Origin of the sequence: Paenibacillus sp. PAMC21692, from assembly GCF_014303795.1 — a bacterium.
Taxonomy (GTDB): domain Bacteria; phylum Bacillota; class Bacilli; order Paenibacillales; family Paenibacillaceae; genus Pristimantibacillus; species Pristimantibacillus agaridevorans.
On record NZ_CP060293.1, the window covers coordinates 12,692 to 29,749 of the forward strand.

General features: G+C 43.9%; 16 protein-coding genes and 1 other RNA gene. 7 read left to right on the forward strand and 10 right to left on the reverse strand.

Annotation, left to right across the window (positions count from 1 at the left end):
- The first annotated feature begins 35 nt into the window (after nt 1-35).
- The 5 genes from H7F31_RS00050 to H7F31_RS00070 all read left to right on the forward strand — a co-directional run bounded on the left by H7F31_RS00050 (nt 36) and on the right by H7F31_RS00070 (nt 3,063).
- A complete protein-coding gene (locus H7F31_RS00050) occupies nt 36-425 on the forward strand; it encodes a hypothetical protein (protein ID WP_187102487.1) in 390 nt (129 codons plus the stop codon).
- The gene (locus H7F31_RS00055) at nt 422-895 is read left to right on the forward strand and encodes a JAB domain-containing protein (RefSeq protein WP_187102488.1); all 474 of its coding nucleotides are present in this window, start codon (nt 422-424) and stop codon (nt 893-895) included. Before H7F31_RS00050 ends, H7F31_RS00055 begins: the two co-directional genes overlap by 4 nt.
- Nucleotide 896: 1 nt before the next feature.
- Nucleotides 897-1,211, forward strand: a complete 315-nt coding sequence (locus H7F31_RS00060) for a DUF960 family protein (RefSeq protein ID WP_187102489.1) — start codon at nt 897-899, stop codon at nt 1,209-1,211.
- A gap of 29 nt (nt 1,212-1,240) precedes the next feature.
- Nucleotides 1,241-1,417 carry a hypothetical protein gene (locus H7F31_RS00065; RefSeq protein ID WP_187102490.1) on the forward strand — a complete coding sequence of 59 codons (177 nt, stop codon included), beginning with the start codon at nt 1,241-1,243 and terminating at the stop codon, nt 1,415-1,417.
- A 65-nt stretch (nt 1,418-1,482) separates the two neighbouring features.
- Nucleotides 1,483-3,063, forward strand: a complete 1,581-nt coding sequence (locus tag H7F31_RS00070; protein ID WP_187102491.1) for a recombinase family protein — start codon at nt 1,483-1,485, stop codon at nt 3,061-3,063.
- Here H7F31_RS00070 and ssrA read toward each other — a convergent pair.
- From ssrA to H7F31_RS00120, 10 genes are all read right to left on the reverse strand, one after another.
- Nucleotides 3,042-3,383: a transfer-messenger RNA gene (gene ssrA, locus H7F31_RS00075) on the reverse strand. The two genes, H7F31_RS00070 and ssrA, sit on opposite strands and share 22 nt — an antisense overlap.
- A gap of 87 nt (nt 3,384-3,470) precedes the next feature.
- Complete coding sequence (locus tag H7F31_RS00080) at nt 3,471-6,530, reverse strand: hypothetical protein (protein WP_187102492.1); 3,060 nt, start codon at nt 6,528-6,530, stop codon at nt 3,471-3,473.
- A 313-nt stretch (nt 6,531-6,843) separates the two neighbouring features.
- Nucleotides 6,844-8,442, reverse strand: coding sequence for a recombinase family protein (locus H7F31_RS00085; protein WP_187102493.1), 1,599 nt, complete (start codon nt 8,440-8,442; stop codon nt 6,844-6,846).
- Nucleotides 8,443-8,534: 92 nt separating this feature from the next.
- Nucleotides 8,535-9,380, reverse strand: a complete 846-nt coding sequence (locus H7F31_RS00090; RefSeq protein ID WP_187102494.1) for a recombinase family protein — start codon at nt 9,378-9,380, stop codon at nt 8,535-8,537.
- A gap of 96 nt (nt 9,381-9,476) precedes the next feature.
- Complete coding sequence (locus H7F31_RS00095; RefSeq protein ID WP_187102495.1) at nt 9,477-10,391, reverse strand: RusA family crossover junction endodeoxyribonuclease; 915 nt, start codon at nt 10,389-10,391, stop codon at nt 9,477-9,479.
- Nucleotides 10,388-11,335 carry a hypothetical protein gene (locus H7F31_RS00100; protein ID WP_187102496.1) on the reverse strand — a complete coding sequence of 316 codons (948 nt, stop codon included), beginning with the start codon at nt 11,333-11,335 and terminating at the stop codon, nt 10,388-10,390. Before H7F31_RS00100 ends, H7F31_RS00095 begins: the two co-directional genes overlap by 4 nt.
- A gap of 324 nt (nt 11,336-11,659) precedes the next feature.
- Complete coding sequence (gene radC / locus H7F31_RS00105) at nt 11,660-12,274, reverse strand: RadC family protein (protein ID WP_187102497.1); 615 nt, start codon at nt 12,272-12,274, stop codon at nt 11,660-11,662.
- 208 nt (nt 12,275-12,482) lie between these two features.
- The gene (locus H7F31_RS00110) at nt 12,483-12,761 is read right to left on the reverse strand and encodes a hypothetical protein (protein ID WP_187102498.1); all 279 of its coding nucleotides are present in this window, start codon (nt 12,759-12,761) and stop codon (nt 12,483-12,485) included.
- A gap of 29 nt (nt 12,762-12,790) precedes the next feature.
- The gene (locus tag H7F31_RS00115; protein WP_187102499.1) at nt 12,791-13,012 is read right to left on the reverse strand and encodes a hypothetical protein; all 222 of its coding nucleotides are present in this window, start codon (nt 13,010-13,012) and stop codon (nt 12,791-12,793) included.
- 285 nt (nt 13,013-13,297) lie between these two features.
- Nucleotides 13,298-13,657: a helix-turn-helix domain-containing protein gene (locus tag H7F31_RS00120; protein ID WP_187102500.1), complete on the reverse strand. Its 360-nt coding sequence runs from the start codon at nt 13,655-13,657 to the stop codon at nt 13,298-13,300.
- 236 nt (nt 13,658-13,893) lie between these two features.
- On the opposite strand from H7F31_RS00120, the gene H7F31_RS00125 reads away from it, so the two are divergent.
- Together H7F31_RS00125 and H7F31_RS00130 are read left to right on the forward strand one after the other, a co-directional pair.
- The gene (locus tag H7F31_RS00125; protein WP_187102501.1) at nt 13,894-15,651 is read left to right on the forward strand and encodes an S-layer homology domain-containing protein; all 1,758 of its coding nucleotides are present in this window, start codon (nt 13,894-13,896) and stop codon (nt 15,649-15,651) included.
- A gap of 230 nt (nt 15,652-15,881) precedes the next feature.
- Entirely contained in the window at nt 15,882-16,397 is a 516-nt protein-coding gene (locus H7F31_RS00130; protein ID WP_187102502.1) for a DUF2628 domain-containing protein, read from the forward strand.
- Nucleotides 16,398-17,058: the final 661 nt, after the last annotated feature.

Below are 17,058 nucleotides of genomic sequence, written 5' to 3' on the forward strand. Positions count from 1 at the left end.
TGATATGGAAATTAATCATGGAGGCGAGAGCAAAGATGCTTCAAATTAATGAACTACAAGATTTGATTGATGCAAGAAAGCTAAGAGACATTCTTCACGAATCCGCCGTCAGCCTTATCGATGAAATTTTCAACCAACTTCGCCAATCGCTCGATCAGGAGAGCGCGTCGTTCCGGTTGTCGGATCACGGTTACAAGCTGTTTATTCTAATGCCGGACGAGCACCTGACTGATCGCCAATTGGAAGTGTGGTTTAGCAGCGTTGAGTACACTGAGCGAATTTTCCTTGGCGACTGTGTGTTGATCAAAATCTGCCTTATGGAAGACAACGAATCTTTCACCTTCCTTTTCTCTGTGGAAGGCACGCAGACCGAATATGTAGAGAAGTGGTTGCGCGGGTTTGTGGAAGACGGCGGTCATCTATGAATACTAAAGCATCAGAGTCAAATCAGCCCGCAAAGCGCGTTCAAGTAATAGGCCTGCGAATGGTCCGTGAATCAACTTCAATTCTCTACCCTGGCCGGGTGATTCGTTCGCCTAAAGATGCCGCCGACTTGTTTCGGCAGTTCATTGGCGACTGCGACAGGGAATCCTTTTACATCCTTTGCCTGAACACGAAGAATGAACCAACGGCCCTACACCAAGTATCTACCGGCACCTTGAATGCTTCCTTGGTTCACCCACGCGAGACTTTCAAGTTGGCAATTTTGGCGAATTCGGTTGCAATCATTGCCTGCCACAATCACCCATCTGGCCAGCCCGATCCAAGCCCAGAGGATGTGGAGCTGACGGAACGCCTAAGGGACAGTGGTAGCCTGCTCGGCATTGACCTTTTAGATCATATCATACTTGGCGATGGCAATTTCGTCAGCATGAAGGAACGGGGGATGATGTGAAATGTTCCCGCAACACGACAGATACAAGACTCGCGGTGTAGATGAAGCCCTAAAGGATCAGCTTCAAAACGCACTCTGGCAGATTCTCGACCGCAACCTCGAAGATGGTAAGCCACTGGATTACCTTCAGGTGTTCGAACTGTTCACTGCCCGTGTCGATGGAAAGCCCGTCCAGTGCGTCCGTCACCGTCAGGAGCAGCCAAACCGGAATCGTTTGCACGTTCTGAAAAGCATCGGAAAGCCAGCCTCAAACCTAACCGTGTGGATCATCGACGACGGCGCACATTGCACGATGCTCCTGCCGGACGAATACTGAAAACTCAACATCAAGGGGGGGAAACCAGAATGAAAATCGCAAACTACCGAACCCGCATCTCACGGGACAAGCTCAAGAAAGCGCACTACGATCCGGATGCTTCTGCATGGGAGATCATCGGACAAGTCCGCGAAACTCCAGAGCAGTATTTTCAGCCCGCCGTCGAGGCGCTAGACGCCATCGAGCGCCGCTCCCGCGCCATTTAGCAACCCTAACAAGGCTCCCTACCATCAGCGGGGGGCCTTCCATAAAATGAAGAGGGGGAACAACCATGACCATTAGAACTGTAGTCGCATATTCAAGGTACTCCAGCGACAACCAAAGGGATGAATCGATTGACGCGCAAGTCCGCGCTATCGAGGACTATTGCAAAAAGAACGGGTACGATCTCGCGAAGATCTACGTCGATCGCGCCAAAACAGCGACTTCCGACCGCCGACCCGAGTTCCAACAGATGATCGCCGACAGCGAAAAGAAGCTCTTCGATGCCATAATTGTTCATAAGCTAGACCGCTTCTCTCGTGATAAGTACGATAGCGCCAAATACAAACGCAAGCTGAAAGCGAACGGTGTTAAACTTCTGAGTGTCACCGAGAACCTGGACGGCTCGCCGGAGAGCGTCATTTTAGAATCTTTGTTAGAGGGTATGGCCGAATACTATAGTAAAAACTTAGCAAGGGAAGTTATGAAAGGAATGAAGGAAACGGCACATCAATGCAAGCATACTGGTGGCCTCCCGCCAATCGGCTACGCAGTCGATCCGGTCACGAAAAAATACATCATCAATGAACACGAGCGTGACATCATCGAAACAATCTTTCCTATGTTCCATGACGGCTTCGGTTACAACAAGATTGTCGCCGCGCTGCAAGAGAAAGGATACCGTTCCCGCTACGGCAGGCCAATCGCTAAGAACGTCTTGCACGACATTCTCCGCAACGAGAAATACACAGGCGTCTACATCTTCAATATGACGGACGGCAAGGACGCGCTCGGCAAACGGAACAGCCACAGGAAAAAGGACAGCGAGGACGTGATTCGGATCGAAGGCGGCATGCCCGCAATCATTACGAAGGAACTGTTCCAACAAGTTCAGACCAAGATGGATGCCAACAAACAAAAACCTGGAAGGCAAAGAGCCAAGGAACTTTATCTACTGAGCGGATTAATCGTGTGCGGAGAGTGCCTCAAAAATCTAGGCTATGAGTACGCTATGATCGGTAACACAAAGTACAGCGGACGCAGCAAGCTCAAATACGTCACCTACCGCTGCGGCAACCGCGACCAATGTAAGGCCTGCCGCAACCCCGAGTTACGCCGGGAGTACGTAGAACGCTACGTAATTGACGAGCTTCAAAAGAAGATTTTCAATGATGACGCCATCCCGACGCTGGCGCGGCAGCTCTCCGAATATCAAGCCAAAAAGGACGAAGCTGTTCTAGCCGAGGCATCTAGGCTCGAAAAAAACCTTCGCGAGACGGGCAAGCAGATTGACAACATCGTCACCGCCATAGCCAGCGGCGTCTCCAATGCAGCCCTTCTAGGCAAGCTGGAGGAACTCGAAGCGCAAAAACTGAAACTAGGGCAGCACATCGTCGAACATGGCACGAGAAAGAAAAAAGCAGCTGTCACAGAAGATGTTCTGCGGCAACTGCTTTCCAAATTCAAGGATCACGTAGCCAACCGGGATCTGCCCGAAATCAAGAAGTTCGTCGATAGTTATGTAGAGAAGGTGATTGTTTATAAGAAGCATGTAGAACTTATTTTGAAACTAGAGATGGGGGTGGGGGAAAAGCAAAAACCACATCCTCTTGCGGATGTGGTTTTACATGGTGGAGGCGAGGGGATTTGAACCCCTGTCCGAAGATCACGCCACACGGCTTTCTACGGGTGTAGTCACGAATTTGATGTCACCTGAGCAGACGCTTCGTAACCAGCTTCCGTTCAGGTCAGCCTGATTGTCTTCTTCAGCACACCTCAGGCGGAGATGTGACAGCGTATCCCACTAAAGTTGGGCCCTCATCCCGGTACATGGGCGATACAGAGCGAGAGCACGTGTGCAGGTTATTAAGCTGCTACAGCGTAGTTTGTTTGTTGTTTGCCGTTTAATAGGCTTTAGCGTTGATGAAGCAGACGACTCCCTGCTACCCGCTGGCACATGCTTGAATCTCGGAAGAGTGCATGAGTCACTACCTTATCAAAGTCTCTTAATCAACTAAAGCAATGACTCACGTTATAAATAACCTTATTTCAAAATCCCTAAATATCTCTTTCTATATATTCCTCTTCCAAGTAATCCTCTTCTTCTTGATCCTCATCCATTACTTGATAATCCTCACTCTGCAAAGTTAGGAGCGGTGGGTAATCATTTCTAATCTTTAATCCACCCTCTATTATATCTGATGCATCCTTCCCATTTTTAATTAAACATTTGGCGTATCTAAACATATAATACAAATTTGTTGGATCAAAACTTAACGCCTCTTTGTATAGGCCTTGACTATCTCTATCGTTCCCTTGACGTTCTCTAATTCTACCTAAAGTATATTTGATTTTGGCATATTCCCATTTCCTCTTACTATTAGAACTAATATATATTTCTTCACCAGTTAAGACGAAACTTTCAGCCTCTGCAAATTCACGAGTTTTTACAGCTAACAATTCTGCATACTTGGCATACAGATAGGATGCGTTCTTTATACTGACTGTTTTCTCAAAAAAATCTCTTGCTTCTCTCCAACGACCTAAGTTCCCATAGCACATAAATAATTTTTCTGTGACATCCAATCTCTTGATGTAACTAATTTCATTTAATATTAAGTAATACTCAAGTGCCTTATCATATTTTTTATTCTTAAATAATGCATCTGCTATAGGCTTTAACTCATCTAGATATTGCGATTTATAGCTAGATAGTTTATCTATTTGCAACGAACCAGCAAAATGATAAATTAGCTCACTAATATATTTAGGAGGCACAGGTTCTTCTTTGCTCTCAAATTCCCTTATTGTATCTTCGTTAACTTCAGCAAACTTATGATGGTAGGAAACTCGCACATGTAGATCCAGTTGATTATAAAAATAATCCCGAACTAGAGGATGTATGGAGTATACATCTTTTTCTGCATTGTATTCCAAAATAAATTGCGAGCATAGTGAATCTACAACATTATATATACCCGACTTCCATTTATAAATAATTTGAGAAGAGACATCTTCTTTTGAAGTTGATATAAAATCCAGCAACTCTTTTTCTTCGGGCTTAAAGCGAACCTCAGATAACAAATTAGTAATAAACTGCTCTTGAAACCTTTTAAATAAATCAGTGGTGTGATTCAAGCTATCTATAGAGTGATGTTGCAAATACTGAGCTGTTATAACAGCAGCAAGAGGATTGCCATACAAATACCTCAGCAGTGAATCAGAAATAGTAATACTTTCTACTCTTCCGGTAATATTTTTATAGTGGTAATCCACTATGGAAACGATAGACTCTTCATTAAGTCCACGAAGAGTCATCGATGAAAAGAATCCTATCTGACCATTCAAAGATATATGTCTGTTGGTAATAAGAATCAGTTTTTTATTTACAGCTACTCGCTTCAAAAACTCGTCAATAAAAATCAAAAATCTATGATCAACAAATGAACCTTCCTTGTCTAAAATGTGATGAAAATCATCCACAATAATCATACCTGCTCTATATCCTTCAAACGACTCTAAAACCTTCCTGATATGAAGATATAGCTGTTCTTCGTTACTCTCAATAAATTTGTCCCTCAAACCTAATTGAAAAGCTACATCATCTATAAACAAAGGAAAGCCCATTCCTACACTGAATTTTATATTAATTCTCTTCCATTGATTGTTTGGAGGAAGAATTCTTCTAGGTATTTGTTCCACCAAGAAGGTCTTACCTATCCCTCTAACCCCTTGAATGATTAATAATTTATCAGATTCTGCATTAATAAAATTACGTAGTTTTACAAGCTCTGATTGGCGGTCAAAGAATGGTCGTTCTTCTGATTTAGGTTTGTCAATCTCATTGTTTACGTTTGATATAATTTGCAAGGATTTCGTTGACACAGCCGATAATGTAGCTAGTATATCTTTTTCAGATAGAAGTTCTGGATGACTAGTGATATGACGTAGTGTTGTCTCCGCCTGTTCCTGCACAAGATCACTATAAGTAATTTCAGAAACAGCTATGTAACTGGTTAACTGAATCAGTTTTTCACCCCTCAGAAGCCCCATTCTTTCTTGATGAATTATTTCATTTAATTTCCTTCTAACAACCTCATCACTACAGTTCCTAAGTAAATTATTAATTATATGCTCGTCATATTTTCCACTTAATTTCTCTAAGTTAGTTAAGACTTCTTCACCATCTATATTGTACAGATAGACCAAATTGCTAACATCAGTTATCCTCGCAGTAACATGTTCTCTTACGGTTGCCGCACTTCTTCTGACATTATTCAAGTCAATACAAACTGTAACCAAGCCTTCCGAATTTTTGGATAACTCTTTGGTTCCTTGTTTTTCGGAGAACCAGTGGCCGTCAGTCTCTGGAAAGGGGGCAAATATTCTTGATCCACCAATGTAGCTGGTATTTGCATATACCAATGGTAATTCATTATAGATGGCTTGAAATGCTGCTGCATTAAAAGGTTCCACTGAAGGAGACCATGAGGGAATTATAATAACTGCAAGTTCTTTTTCAGTATCATGAAATGATTTTCTTAAACCATCAATACAAATAAAAACACCCAAATTTACCAAATGTCCATTTTTCTCAAATGATACCCAATGGCGATTCTCGCCTTTAGGAAATTCTAAACTCGACTCCCACTTTGATCGAGAGTATTTAAATATTAGATCATTTGTACCATTCAAGTTAAGCACCGGTGCAGCTGCACAACCAATATAGTCATCATTATATGCAATACCCAGATCCGAATATACAGGAAAGCATCTACTAGATATCATATGAGTACCAGCAACAACTACTAGCTGGCTAGTCTTCACATACTCAAATACCTCTTTCAAAAGAAAATGTGGTATGGAATACTCAGGGAATACAAGTATATCAGTGCTTTGTTTTAAGGCTGCATCAATAATGGCAAATATCTTTGTCTGCAACCATTTTAGGTAACGCACCTTCAACTTGTCAGAGAGTTGATAAAAAACCTCGTTCTTTACTTTAGTGACGAATGTCGAATTATCGCCAAAGGGCTCCACTAATAGATCGCATCCACCACTAAAATAGGCCGGGTTATAATTTATTTGGGCTACGCTAATCTTTATCGGATAGTCCACTGTTCTCATTCTCCAATCAAAAATATATTCCCTTTATAAGGTCAAAATTTAGAATAGCTCTTAATCAATTTCACTCCGGTCCTTCAGTTTGCTTACTTCAGATCTCGAAAGTAATTATAGGTTTGCCTGCTTCATAATCAAAACAAAAAAGTATTCTTTGATTTCCTGCGTCCAAGGGAATAGACTCTAAACGTGTAATTAAAAGTTCAGCCGACAACTACCCTAGTCCCGCAGACAAGTTTACATATACACATGTTCTCACATTGCCCAAAGTCTGTAAAGATAGTTGTCGACTGGTTTTGATACTAATGATCTATATTTCTGATACTATTGTCTTATCTAACAATATTTCATCTTTCACCCGCATCTGCACCGTCAAATATAACCGCTTCGTCTCCCGCTGAATAAACACCTTCGATACAAATTTCGCCGCCAACTGATTCAGCATTTGCGGATTCGGTACTTCTGCATCCAGCAGTCCGATCATCGTCTGCATGTCATATTGGGCAGATGCAATGTATTCCTCTGGTACTGAGACACCCTGTAGACTCGACGAAAGCATATCCAGTTCCTGCTGCTTCTCCGTTAGCTCCTGTTGCATTTCATCCAGCATATCCCGATGATACGGTTTTTCTCTTCCTGATCGTATATCGTCCTCAACGGCCTCAGTACGCTTTTGTAGAAATCCAACCTCTGCTTCCAATGTTACCACCCGCTGCATCTGACCTTTGTTTTTCTCGTTGTAGTAACGCTGTATCTCATCTGCAAGCTGGTTATCCATCGACAGCCGCAGCAGCGTCATCCGGAGTTTGTTGGTTACGACCTCTTCAACACGCTCCTTACGCCAGCCGACATACGAGCAGAACTCCTTACCCTTCCGCAAATATCCACCACAGGTGTAGTATTTCTGTCCGCCGCCCTTCTTTCGTGCCGAATTGGAGTTGCCAACCATCCGCGATCCACACTTATCGCATACCATAATGCCTCGGAGCCAAAATGGAGACGCCACCTTTGATTGAAACGGTTTATGCGATTCGCCGCCACCGCTGTCTCTTCTACGAGCATTCTCCTGACACTTATTAAACAGCTCTTCGGTAATGATTGAAGGATGGGCATTCTCCGTAATAATCCATTCTGAACGATCACGCCACTTCTTCCCTTTCGTCTGATAGTCCTGCTTATTCCATACTTTGCGACCAATGTACGATTCGTTGTAAATAATTGCACGTATCGTACTCGCCGACCACTTCCCGCCCTTCTGTGCCGGAATACCATCTTCATTGAGTCTTGAAGCGATCCTCTTATACCCGACACCTTCATTAGCGTACTGATTAAATATCCACCTGACGACGTCGATCTCTTCACGCGGTCCCAATACCCAAACTGCTTTGGTCTTCTGACTGCTCATTGCAATATGCTCTGTCCGATATCCGTAAGGCGGCGTACCTCCATTGTTGTACCCGAGCTTCGCATTTTGCGTCATCCCTTTACGCACCTCAACAGCCAAGTTCGCATTAAAAAACTCTGACATGACCTCCAGCATACCTTCAAGTAGCATGTCTTGCGGCGTTTCGGCCTCTGTCTGTTCCGTCACTGATATAACCTTCACGCCTACTTGAGCAAGCAATGCTTTGTAGATCACATGATCGTCACGCTTGCGGGAAAAACGGTCAAACTTATGCACGACAACAGCTTCAAATGGGCAATTGGAACGTTTAGCAATTGCAATCATCTTCTGAAACTCCGCTCGTTCGTCCGTTTTGGCTGATCGCCCCTTCTCAATAAACTCACTGACGATTACCCAGCCCTTGCTCTGGCAATATTGTTGAATGGCCTTCATCTGTGCTGGAATCGATAGTTCCTTTTCGGCTTGACGATCAGACGAAACACGTACATACATGGCTACTCTCATTTACAACGACTCCTTCGTATAATGGTTTTTAGGCACAAAAAAAGCAGGCACACCGTACTGACGGCATACCTGCTGCGTTCAAATCGTTTCCATTACTTACACAGCTTCCTTAACCTCAAGCACGCCTGAGCTGCACTCCAGAGCTTTTCATCAATGATTGCAGGATGAGCTTCTTTGGTTATAATCAGATGCTCCTGTGCAAGGGGCTGACCGCCGGCCGCAGGTTTTTTATTCCATACTCGGTAGCCTAAATACGCTTGATTATCGAGTATTGCAAGAATGGTAGAAGGAAGCCAGCGGCGACCCTTCAGCAATCCTTCCTGATTTAATGTACGAGCAATACGTTTCCCTCCCATTCCTTCTGCAGCCATTTTGAACATCTGTCGTACCAATTGAACTTCTTCATCTGCACCGAGTCCATAGGTAACCTTAACACCCTGCTGAACGCGTCGATAGCCGAATGGGACGCGACCGCCGCAATGATATCCTTGTATCGCATTCTCCTTCATGCCCTTTAATGTCTCATGCTTTAGATTAACGTTATAGAACTCACTGATGACCTCAAGCATTCCCTCAAGCAGCATACCGTGAGGCGTTTCCGGTTCAGTCGGTTCGGTGGCTGACAACACAAAAACACCCTGCTTCTTGAGCAGGGCCTTATACACGATATGGTCTTCACGCTTCCGACTGAAACGATCAAACTTATGGACGACGATAGCCTCGAAGTTTCTGTTCGGCTGTTGTGCCGCAGCAATCATACGCTGAAAATCTGGTCTCGCATCATTCTTCGCTGATTTTGCCTCGTCAACATATTCGTCAACGATACGCCATCCGCGTTCATCTACATATTGCTGCAATGCTTCCCGCTGAGCCGGAATCGACAGGTCACGCTCTGCCTGTTGTTCCGATGATACTCTCAGATAGATGACGATATTCATTTAATAATACTCCTCTCGAAACAATTATTTTTGAAAACAAAAATCCGACCTACAAGTAGATCGGATAAGTATTTCAAATATAGAAGGGCTTACTCTTTAGATAGTCTTTACACCTGCCTGCTCCTTGCCTCTCACGGCTTGTCCTGTCGGGCTTTTTGGTACGTTTCCATGATGTAACGTATTGGGAAGTGCCTCTATTCCGATTTGCCCCACCTTCTTCTTGTTGACCCACTTTGTTATGGTAATACGGTGCATATCGTCGTCCTCAAGACCAAGTTCATTGAGGATAGGCCAATACGTCTTCGACATATTATCAATATCGCGAGTTTCGACGTTTCCAACGAATTGCAAATCTATATGATACGATGGAAGTTTGGGCAAGTGTATCATCGACTTGAGCGGCTCCGCAATTTGAGTACAATGCAGATCGCTGAAGATCATATACTTTTCAGGAGCATCATAAACTATCGGGGGCTCCTTGGGAACGATATAAACTTCCGTCGCTATGCGAGCTACTGATTTGCTGGATCTTTTCCCTACTTCAAATAGCTCCACTTCAAGATAATCTAATCCTGCTTTCGGCGTCTGCTCATATACGATCTCTGCTCTATAGACCTGATTGTCATTGGTGATCACTTGACCGTTTAGCGAATCAATCACAGACTTTAGAACATTAAGCAGAGGGGAAGTCATTTTCGTTTCCTTAATCACTGCTATTGGTAAATCTCTGATTCGACGGGATGATCTCAAATGCACTTTCACTCCATACTTGCTGGGCGGCAGCGGGAGTGATATTGACGCAGCTTTAAGACTCGCTCTGAACAACATGGACAGCTTCTCTTGGAATACCATCATATTCGTGAACTGATGGCGGAGCATATTCTTATCAGATTCATGGATAAATCCGTGTGCTGCTTCATTAATAATAATTCGTGATTGACCGTCAGTCTTGACCAAAATATTAGAACCATACACAGTACGCACCCGTGTTGTCTTCATATGTGATGTCATGGAATAAGAACACCTCCCAACTTATAATCAGTTACTTGTTTTTCGAATATGAAAGTTGGCCGCAGAATACATATCTGCCTTTCATCCTTATTAGGAGAGTATGGTGATCTAATATCCTCTGCGAACACATACTCCCCGTCTCCCCTGTCTCTGAACAACACCGACACCGGTTTGATCAATCCTCGCTCCACAAACGAAGCAATCGTTCTTTCGACACTCTTCTGGTCTGCTTTTATCTCATAACAAAATGACTCATGAACATCGATATAGCCTTCACCAGTGATAGTATCACGTTCCACTTTAACAACATTAGGATCGATCCCGCCAAAGTACCTCAGCCAAAAATGTGAGTAGAGCATCATTAATATTTTCAGTTTACGCTGATCCCAGTGTGACTGCTCCCAAACCGGTGCCTTACCCATGAACCGCAATTGCTTCGCTTTAGAAGCGGAGAGCATTTGTGTCGTAAACAGATTTGACGGTAGCATAATGTATCCGTGATTATTAGCTTTTAATCCCTCAGTGGTTCGCTCAATATTCGAACAACTGTAAAAGGAGCCACTACTCCCCGGTAAATAATCTGGAGCCACCAAGACTCTACGTAATACTGTCCTACCTTTCTTCTGCCTAGTCTTCAAAATAAAGTGACGGCTTTCCAACCAATCCATCGATTTGTTAACTGTAACTGTGCTCATATTCAGTTCTTTTTCAATTCGTTGTTTCCCTATGAATACATCTCCAGGCACCTGCCCGTCTATATCGGTAGATGCACAATGCATGGATAGATACATATATATCTTTAACGTCTCGTCATCGGGAAAATCCAAGTAAATATTAGAGATAATCTTTCTAGGCATAATAAACATAGAAGAACATTGTTGAAAATGACTCATATTCTGATTATCGTTTACATACAACGAGCTAAAGCTTCGCAACTTTTTCATGACTGCCTCCATCTGTAATCTGTTATTTCTATTAAAACAGATAAATATAAAAGAAAAAAGGGAACGACTTCCCTCCGCACCTCGATTTACAATAGCGACTGTAGCCCGTCAAGGCCGAGTGACAGCGAGTACATTTCAGCCTTGACGAGGCTTCTTCACATTGCCTACGCTATTCTTCTGCCCGGCAAGTTATTGGCGGGGCTGCCACGCGGCGAGCGAGGGGTGCAGGGGGCTGCGTCTCCTGCGTTCTCCCTCAGGGAGCGGAGAGGGTGGTTTTATCATTACGTAACTGTTCCCCGACAACAGTTTTGCTCTGAAATACGGTTACATATGCCCCTGCTCCTTCAAACTCAGGAACCGATCGCCGCCAATAATGAGATGATCCAGAACTTCGACGCCCATAATGACTCCTGCTTCGACCAATCGAGACGTAAGTTGAATATCTTCCGGGGACGGCATTGGATCGCCACTCGGATGATTATGACAAACGACAATACTGGCGGCAGAGCGTTTGACGGCAATTCTGAACACTTCCCTTGGATGAACAATGGCAGCGTTTAAAGTGCCAATGGAGATCGTCTCCGGCTGATCAATTACATGATTTTTGGTATTGAGGAATACAACCAAAAAATGTTCCTGTTGCAGATACCTTAATTGTGGGATTAAGAGTTCAGCAGCATCCCTCGGTGAGCGAATAATGTATTGCTGATCGACGACAGGAACATTCAGTTTCTGTGCCAGTTGCAGGGTTGAAATGATTTGACGAGCTCTTACCCTGCCTATGCCTTTGATTGCCACCAGTTCCTGCTCGGTCACATTCATTAAATCGATGACCGTAGGAAAGCGAGTGAAGATTTCGCTAATGATATAGGACTCAGCCTTCTCTGCCAATGCATCAGCAAATAACGTCCTGATAGACGACAAACCATATGAGTTCATTTTGTTTCCTCCTGAAAATGCAAAAAGGAGCAGCCCGTAAGCTACTCCCATTGCAGATATGATGGTATTCGGTTAAGATAAAAGCGAGTTGTTATTTCTTAGTCGCTCCATTCATTGGGCGGCTTTCTTTTTTTGTAAGGCGTCCATCTGCATTTCAATTACGACCAGCTTAACCAACACTTGTACGTAAGTTCTGCCTTCTTCCGTATCAAAGCTGGCTCGACTGTCCATCATCCGCATTACTGCCTTCAAGTGATGTTTCTCCGCAATAAGCCCCTGCAACCTCTTCAACGTTGTCACCTCCCCTCGAAGCACCGTAGACGGCTTGCTGGGTAGCGTACGAAATCAACGTCGTAATCCTGCCGTTGAACAAAGCGACGACAGCGAATTGATTGACGTCCGTCTGCACGCTGTAGATGAATCCTTTCTGCTCGCAAAAGCCCAGGTATTCCTTCTGGCTGTTGCATTTGAATGACTGATATTGCATAGCCCTTCCTCCGATGCGATGAAATAGATTTATTGCTTTCCAATCGTGCTGCTTTGATACCGTTGCCACTGATGCGGATATTTACGGGCAAAATACGCCAGCATCCAGCGAGCGGCGGTCTTGTCATCTGCGTGATACATCCGACGGCAGTACACATACAACACTGTGCCTGCGATGCGAATGCTGCCGTTCATCACCAACTGCTTTAGCAGCTCATTCAGATCGTGAGGTAGTCCTGTTCTCTTAACCACGTTGTTCACCTTCCCTTCCTCCGGCTTCTCTCACCACCGGAACTTGTCTCTGTCAAACGGCACGACAAAAAGCCCGGCTTATCTTCCAAGCAGGCGTTGTGAACGTTTATTTAATTATGATGCCGCTACAAAAACAAAAAGGACTACCATCTCCTATATATTCAGAAGACAGCAGTCCCTATTCAACCGGGTGGGGCATGAAACGGACACCCTCCCCTTATTACATATGCATGGTGGTACACCCGGAAAATATATGCCATTTTCATTCCCTTTAAGGCATCCGCTTTACAACGACTTGCTCTTGCGTTCAACAGTCATCAAAAACTCTTGAGCGACCTTTATAACAAAGGCTATCTCGTCCGCGTCGCGATCAATCAGCAGCGTATGTAAGGAATCCAACCTGTTATGGACAATATCGTTTGGATGAACCGCCTCGTCAATATCAGCAAACAATTGGGCCGGCTTGATGTTTAGTGCCGTAACGATTTTCTCCAGTGATTCCAGCGATATGTTTCGGGTTCCTCGTTCTACATCGCTGATATAGCTGAAGCTAAGACCGGATAGCTCCGCCAGCCGTTCCTGTGTCATGCCCTTCACTTTTCTTGCTTTGCGAATCTGCTCTCCTACGGCCTCTTTCATTCCCATCCGAAATCACCTCTACCTCAGCTTAGTAGAGTGTGACTGCAACTTTTATCCTATCAAAGTATAATAAATACATACACTTATAAGGGTAATAAATAGTATAATAGACCTGCCTAGCATTTCCAAGTATCCACATTTTCTGCATAAAGGAGGACATCTGTATTTTGACCTAAATCTGCTCAGCAAACGACGACAACAAAGCTAATGAAGAAACTACACATTTAAGGAGGCACAACAACATGTCATTTAAACGATTGTTACCATTCTTGCTATCAGTTATTCTTTTCGTCAGCATAGCCGGAACTGCTGTCGCCGCCATGCCATCATACGGCGAAGAGTGGGAGAACACACCCGACAGTAGTCCAACCGTGAACTTTACGGATTTGCCCTCAACACACTGGGCCTATAAATACATCGCCGACATGGTTAGCAGGAAAGTTATGGACGGATATCCCGATAACAAATTCCGTCCGAATAATACTATCACTCGTGCGGAGTTCGCCAAAATCATGGTAACGGCTTCTGGCATCGGAGCAAAAAAGGTCAATTATTCGTCCTTCTCCGATGTTCCTATTGCAAACTGGGCATCTCCTTTCGTTGAATCCGTTAAAGACTATATGACCGGCTATCGAACGGCAAACGGTCAATATATCTTCAATCCGACCCAACCGGCTCTGAGAGAAGATATTACTGTGGCGTTGGTGAAGTTGAAGGGATACGAAGTAACACGACTACCTGACCACAGCACGCTGGAAGCAATGTTCACGGACTATAAGGGCATTTCTGAATCAGCTAAGGATTACATAGCCATTGCAGTTGAGAATGGTCTGGTATCCGGTTATGCAGATGAAACTTTCCGCCCACAGGCAACCGTCACGCGTGCAGAAGCGGCTGTGCTGCTTTGGAGAGCGTATCAGTACGGGAATGACAACAAGGAGGTAGGCAGTAATAATGATGGTACTGCAACCACGCCTACGTCACCCGAAACTCAGCCAGGGCAGCCCTCTACACCGACAACACCTGAAGAGGCCGATCTAACGGAACCGGCAGCCAAGTTTACAGTTGATACTCTTGTCGGCGGGACTGGGCCAGGTGACATAGACGGTCCGGTTAGAATGGCAAAGATTAATCGAGTCGACAGCATGATTGTCGATAAGAATAACAATGTTTATTTTCTCGATGCAGCCGCACGCAAAATCCGCCGATTTAATAGCTCCAACGGAACTGTCGAGACGTTTAAAACTATAGACACTCAATTCAACTGGACACATGCAACTGCCGATCAAGAGCTGCGATCATATGATCATCAGTATTTTGTCCCTTCCAAGCTCGGTTATAGTCTGAGTGACAATAAAATGTATTTGCTTGGGCTTAGCTCTAAACGAGGGGAATTTAACAATGATTTCGTGTTCGACATTACGAACAATGCGACCATGGCAACCTACGTGCTTAGAACAGATGATGACCTCAAGGTTGGTTATAGTAGTACAAGCATCACTATGAGATTTCTCACTTCGTCTGGAGCAGGAAAGATTACTTATGGTTACGACTGGTCATGGAGGGGCGATGCTATCTATACTGGGGAACAAGGGGTAGAGGCCGAATTGATAGGGCAAGATTACGATCAAACTGGTGTCAGCCTATACGGTCGTAGCGACGCCATTGTTAACGGCAATGAAGTTCATATTTTTGATACCGGCATCAGTGCACTGTCTAAAATAACTTTATTTCCCCGCAAAGTAGAAACAGTAGTTTCCTTGAGTGGCAACACTTACGATAGTGTTACTAACTATAATGGAAAATTCTATATAGCGAGTGCATCAACCATATATCAGCTCACTTCAGATGGAAAACTAAGCACATTCATCCATGGGAATGATCTCGTTTATAATGACGGCAGCCCTATTCGCAAAATCAATCATCTCCATTTTGATAATCAAGGCAACGTCATTGTTTACGACGATAATAACAAAGCCATTCGACGCATCAACCTATAATGCACATTCGGGGGCATACCGCTCCCGATTATCAAATACATATACTTATTGGAGGTTGTGATATGTACTGTTCCAAGTGCAGTCTTACATTTAATGAAGAAACCAGGTATTGTCCATCCTGCGGCAAAAGCTTGAGCAAATCATCGGAGGCAACTGCGACTCGATCAGAAAATGCTTCATACTCATCCTCGTCATCAAGCAAACAATACGAGTCATTATCGGACGGAGAGATGCTACAATTATTTGTAGGCAGTAACCGTCATTATTACCTCGAAAAGTGGCACTCTGCTGCATCTCCTCAGAAACGTGCAGGGTGGAATTGGGTTGCATTTTTCGTTGGGCCTCTTTGGCTTGCTTATCGCAAAATGAATAGACAGTTGGCTATCTATTATGCCGTTGTCATTGCTGGATTCATCTCTGTATCGTTGCTGCGATTAATAAATCTAGCAATATCCTCGGATTCATCAGCTATATGGCTTATGGTTGGCTTAATTGCAGTAGTACTTGCAGTGATTACCTTCATCATGCCTTTCATATTTGGAATGGATGCAAATAAGTGGTATTACAACCACTCCCAACGTCATATACGACGTCTGCAGTCCAAATCTACAGACCATCAACAACTCTCGTTTGCTCTGACACGAACAGGCGGAACAAGCTTCCTTGCCGCATTTTTTATTTGCATACTATCAACAGTGCTGCTAATCGTTTGGTTTGTATTTGATACCGCAATAAATGGTTACTAAATACATGTTGCAACGCGAGACGAATCGCACTGTCGCGATTGCAATGAAAGATTTGCTTTGATGAGCAAAGTAGTAATTATTACATTACTCTTTTACGTCAAAATCTAATAATATTTTTGCATTTATAGGATGTGGGGTTACAATTAACGTATATCCTTGATATATACAAAGTGATTTCTGAAATATGCCCGATAAAGGATATGAGACTCAACGATGTTTGTGAGTGTACAGAGCAATGTGCTGGTATTGAGGCAGAAATCTTAAAAAGAGGAGATACTACGCCCGAATGAGGCTCTTTTGCGAAATGCTCTGTTTATTGAAAGCAGCACGCCGATAGGCGGGGTATTAGGATGATATCAAGAACCTCTACATTCTTTCCTTGAGATAGGAAGCGATTGATAGGTTGATTATGCAATGTCTATATACTGTCAATTATCGTTTGACTTGCGGTCGTACACATAATATTATGATGAAATACTACGGTTGAGTATAGCTTTCTCAGCTTCATCAGCAGAGCTGGCTATACTCATAAAACACCCTTCTCAGCCTCGTTGGCGGAGCTGGGTGTTTTTTTCTTTTTCAAGCACATTCGAACAACCATTCGCTTCATTTCCTCGCTATCCATTGCCCCACCGCAACGTATCCCTTCCGAGATTCCTCG

Bases quoted from the DNA above. Each gene is read 5' to 3' on its own strand.
- H7F31_RS00050 (WP_187102487.1), top strand. From the start codon at position 36: ATGCTTCAAATTAATGAACTACAAGATTTGATTGATGCAAGAAAGCTA.
- H7F31_RS00055 (WP_187102488.1), top strand. From the start codon at position 422: ATGAATACTAAAGCATCAGAGTCAAATCAGCCCGCAAAGCGCGTTCAA.
- H7F31_RS00060 (WP_187102489.1), top strand. From the start codon at position 897: ATGTTCCCGCAACACGACAGATACAAGACTCGCGGTGTAGATGAAGCC.
- H7F31_RS00065 (WP_187102490.1), top strand. From the start codon at position 1,241: ATGAAAATCGCAAACTACCGAACCCGCATCTCACGGGACAAGCTCAAG.
- H7F31_RS00070 (WP_187102491.1), top strand. From the start codon at position 1,483: ATGACCATTAGAACTGTAGTCGCATATTCAAGGTACTCCAGCGACAAC.
- H7F31_RS00085 (WP_187102493.1), bottom strand. From the start codon at position 8,442: ATGAGAGTAGCCATGTATGTACGTGTTTCGTCTGATCGTCAAGCCGAA.
- H7F31_RS00090 (WP_187102494.1), bottom strand. From the start codon at position 9,380: ATGAATATCGTCATCTATCTGAGAGTATCATCGGAACAACAGGCAGAG.
- H7F31_RS00095 (WP_187102495.1), bottom strand. From the start codon at position 10,391: ATGACATCACATATGAAGACAACACGGGTGCGTACTGTGTATGGTTCT.
- H7F31_RS00100 (WP_187102496.1), bottom strand. From the start codon at position 11,335: ATGAAAAAGTTGCGAAGCTTTAGCTCGTTGTATGTAAACGATAATCAG.
- radC (WP_187102497.1), bottom strand. From the start codon at position 12,274: ATGAACTCATATGGTTTGTCGTCTATCAGGACGTTATTTGCTGATGCA.
- H7F31_RS00110 (WP_187102498.1), bottom strand. From the start codon at position 12,761: ATGCAATATCAGTCATTCAAATGCAACAGCCAGAAGGAATACCTGGGC.
- H7F31_RS00120 (WP_187102500.1), bottom strand. From the start codon at position 13,657: ATGGGAATGAAAGAGGCCGTAGGAGAGCAGATTCGCAAAGCAAGAAAA.
- H7F31_RS00125 (WP_187102501.1), top strand. From the start codon at position 13,894: ATGTCATTTAAACGATTGTTACCATTCTTGCTATCAGTTATTCTTTTC.
- H7F31_RS00130 (WP_187102502.1), top strand. From the start codon at position 15,882: ATGCTACAATTATTTGTAGGCAGTAACCGTCATTATTACCTCGAAAAG.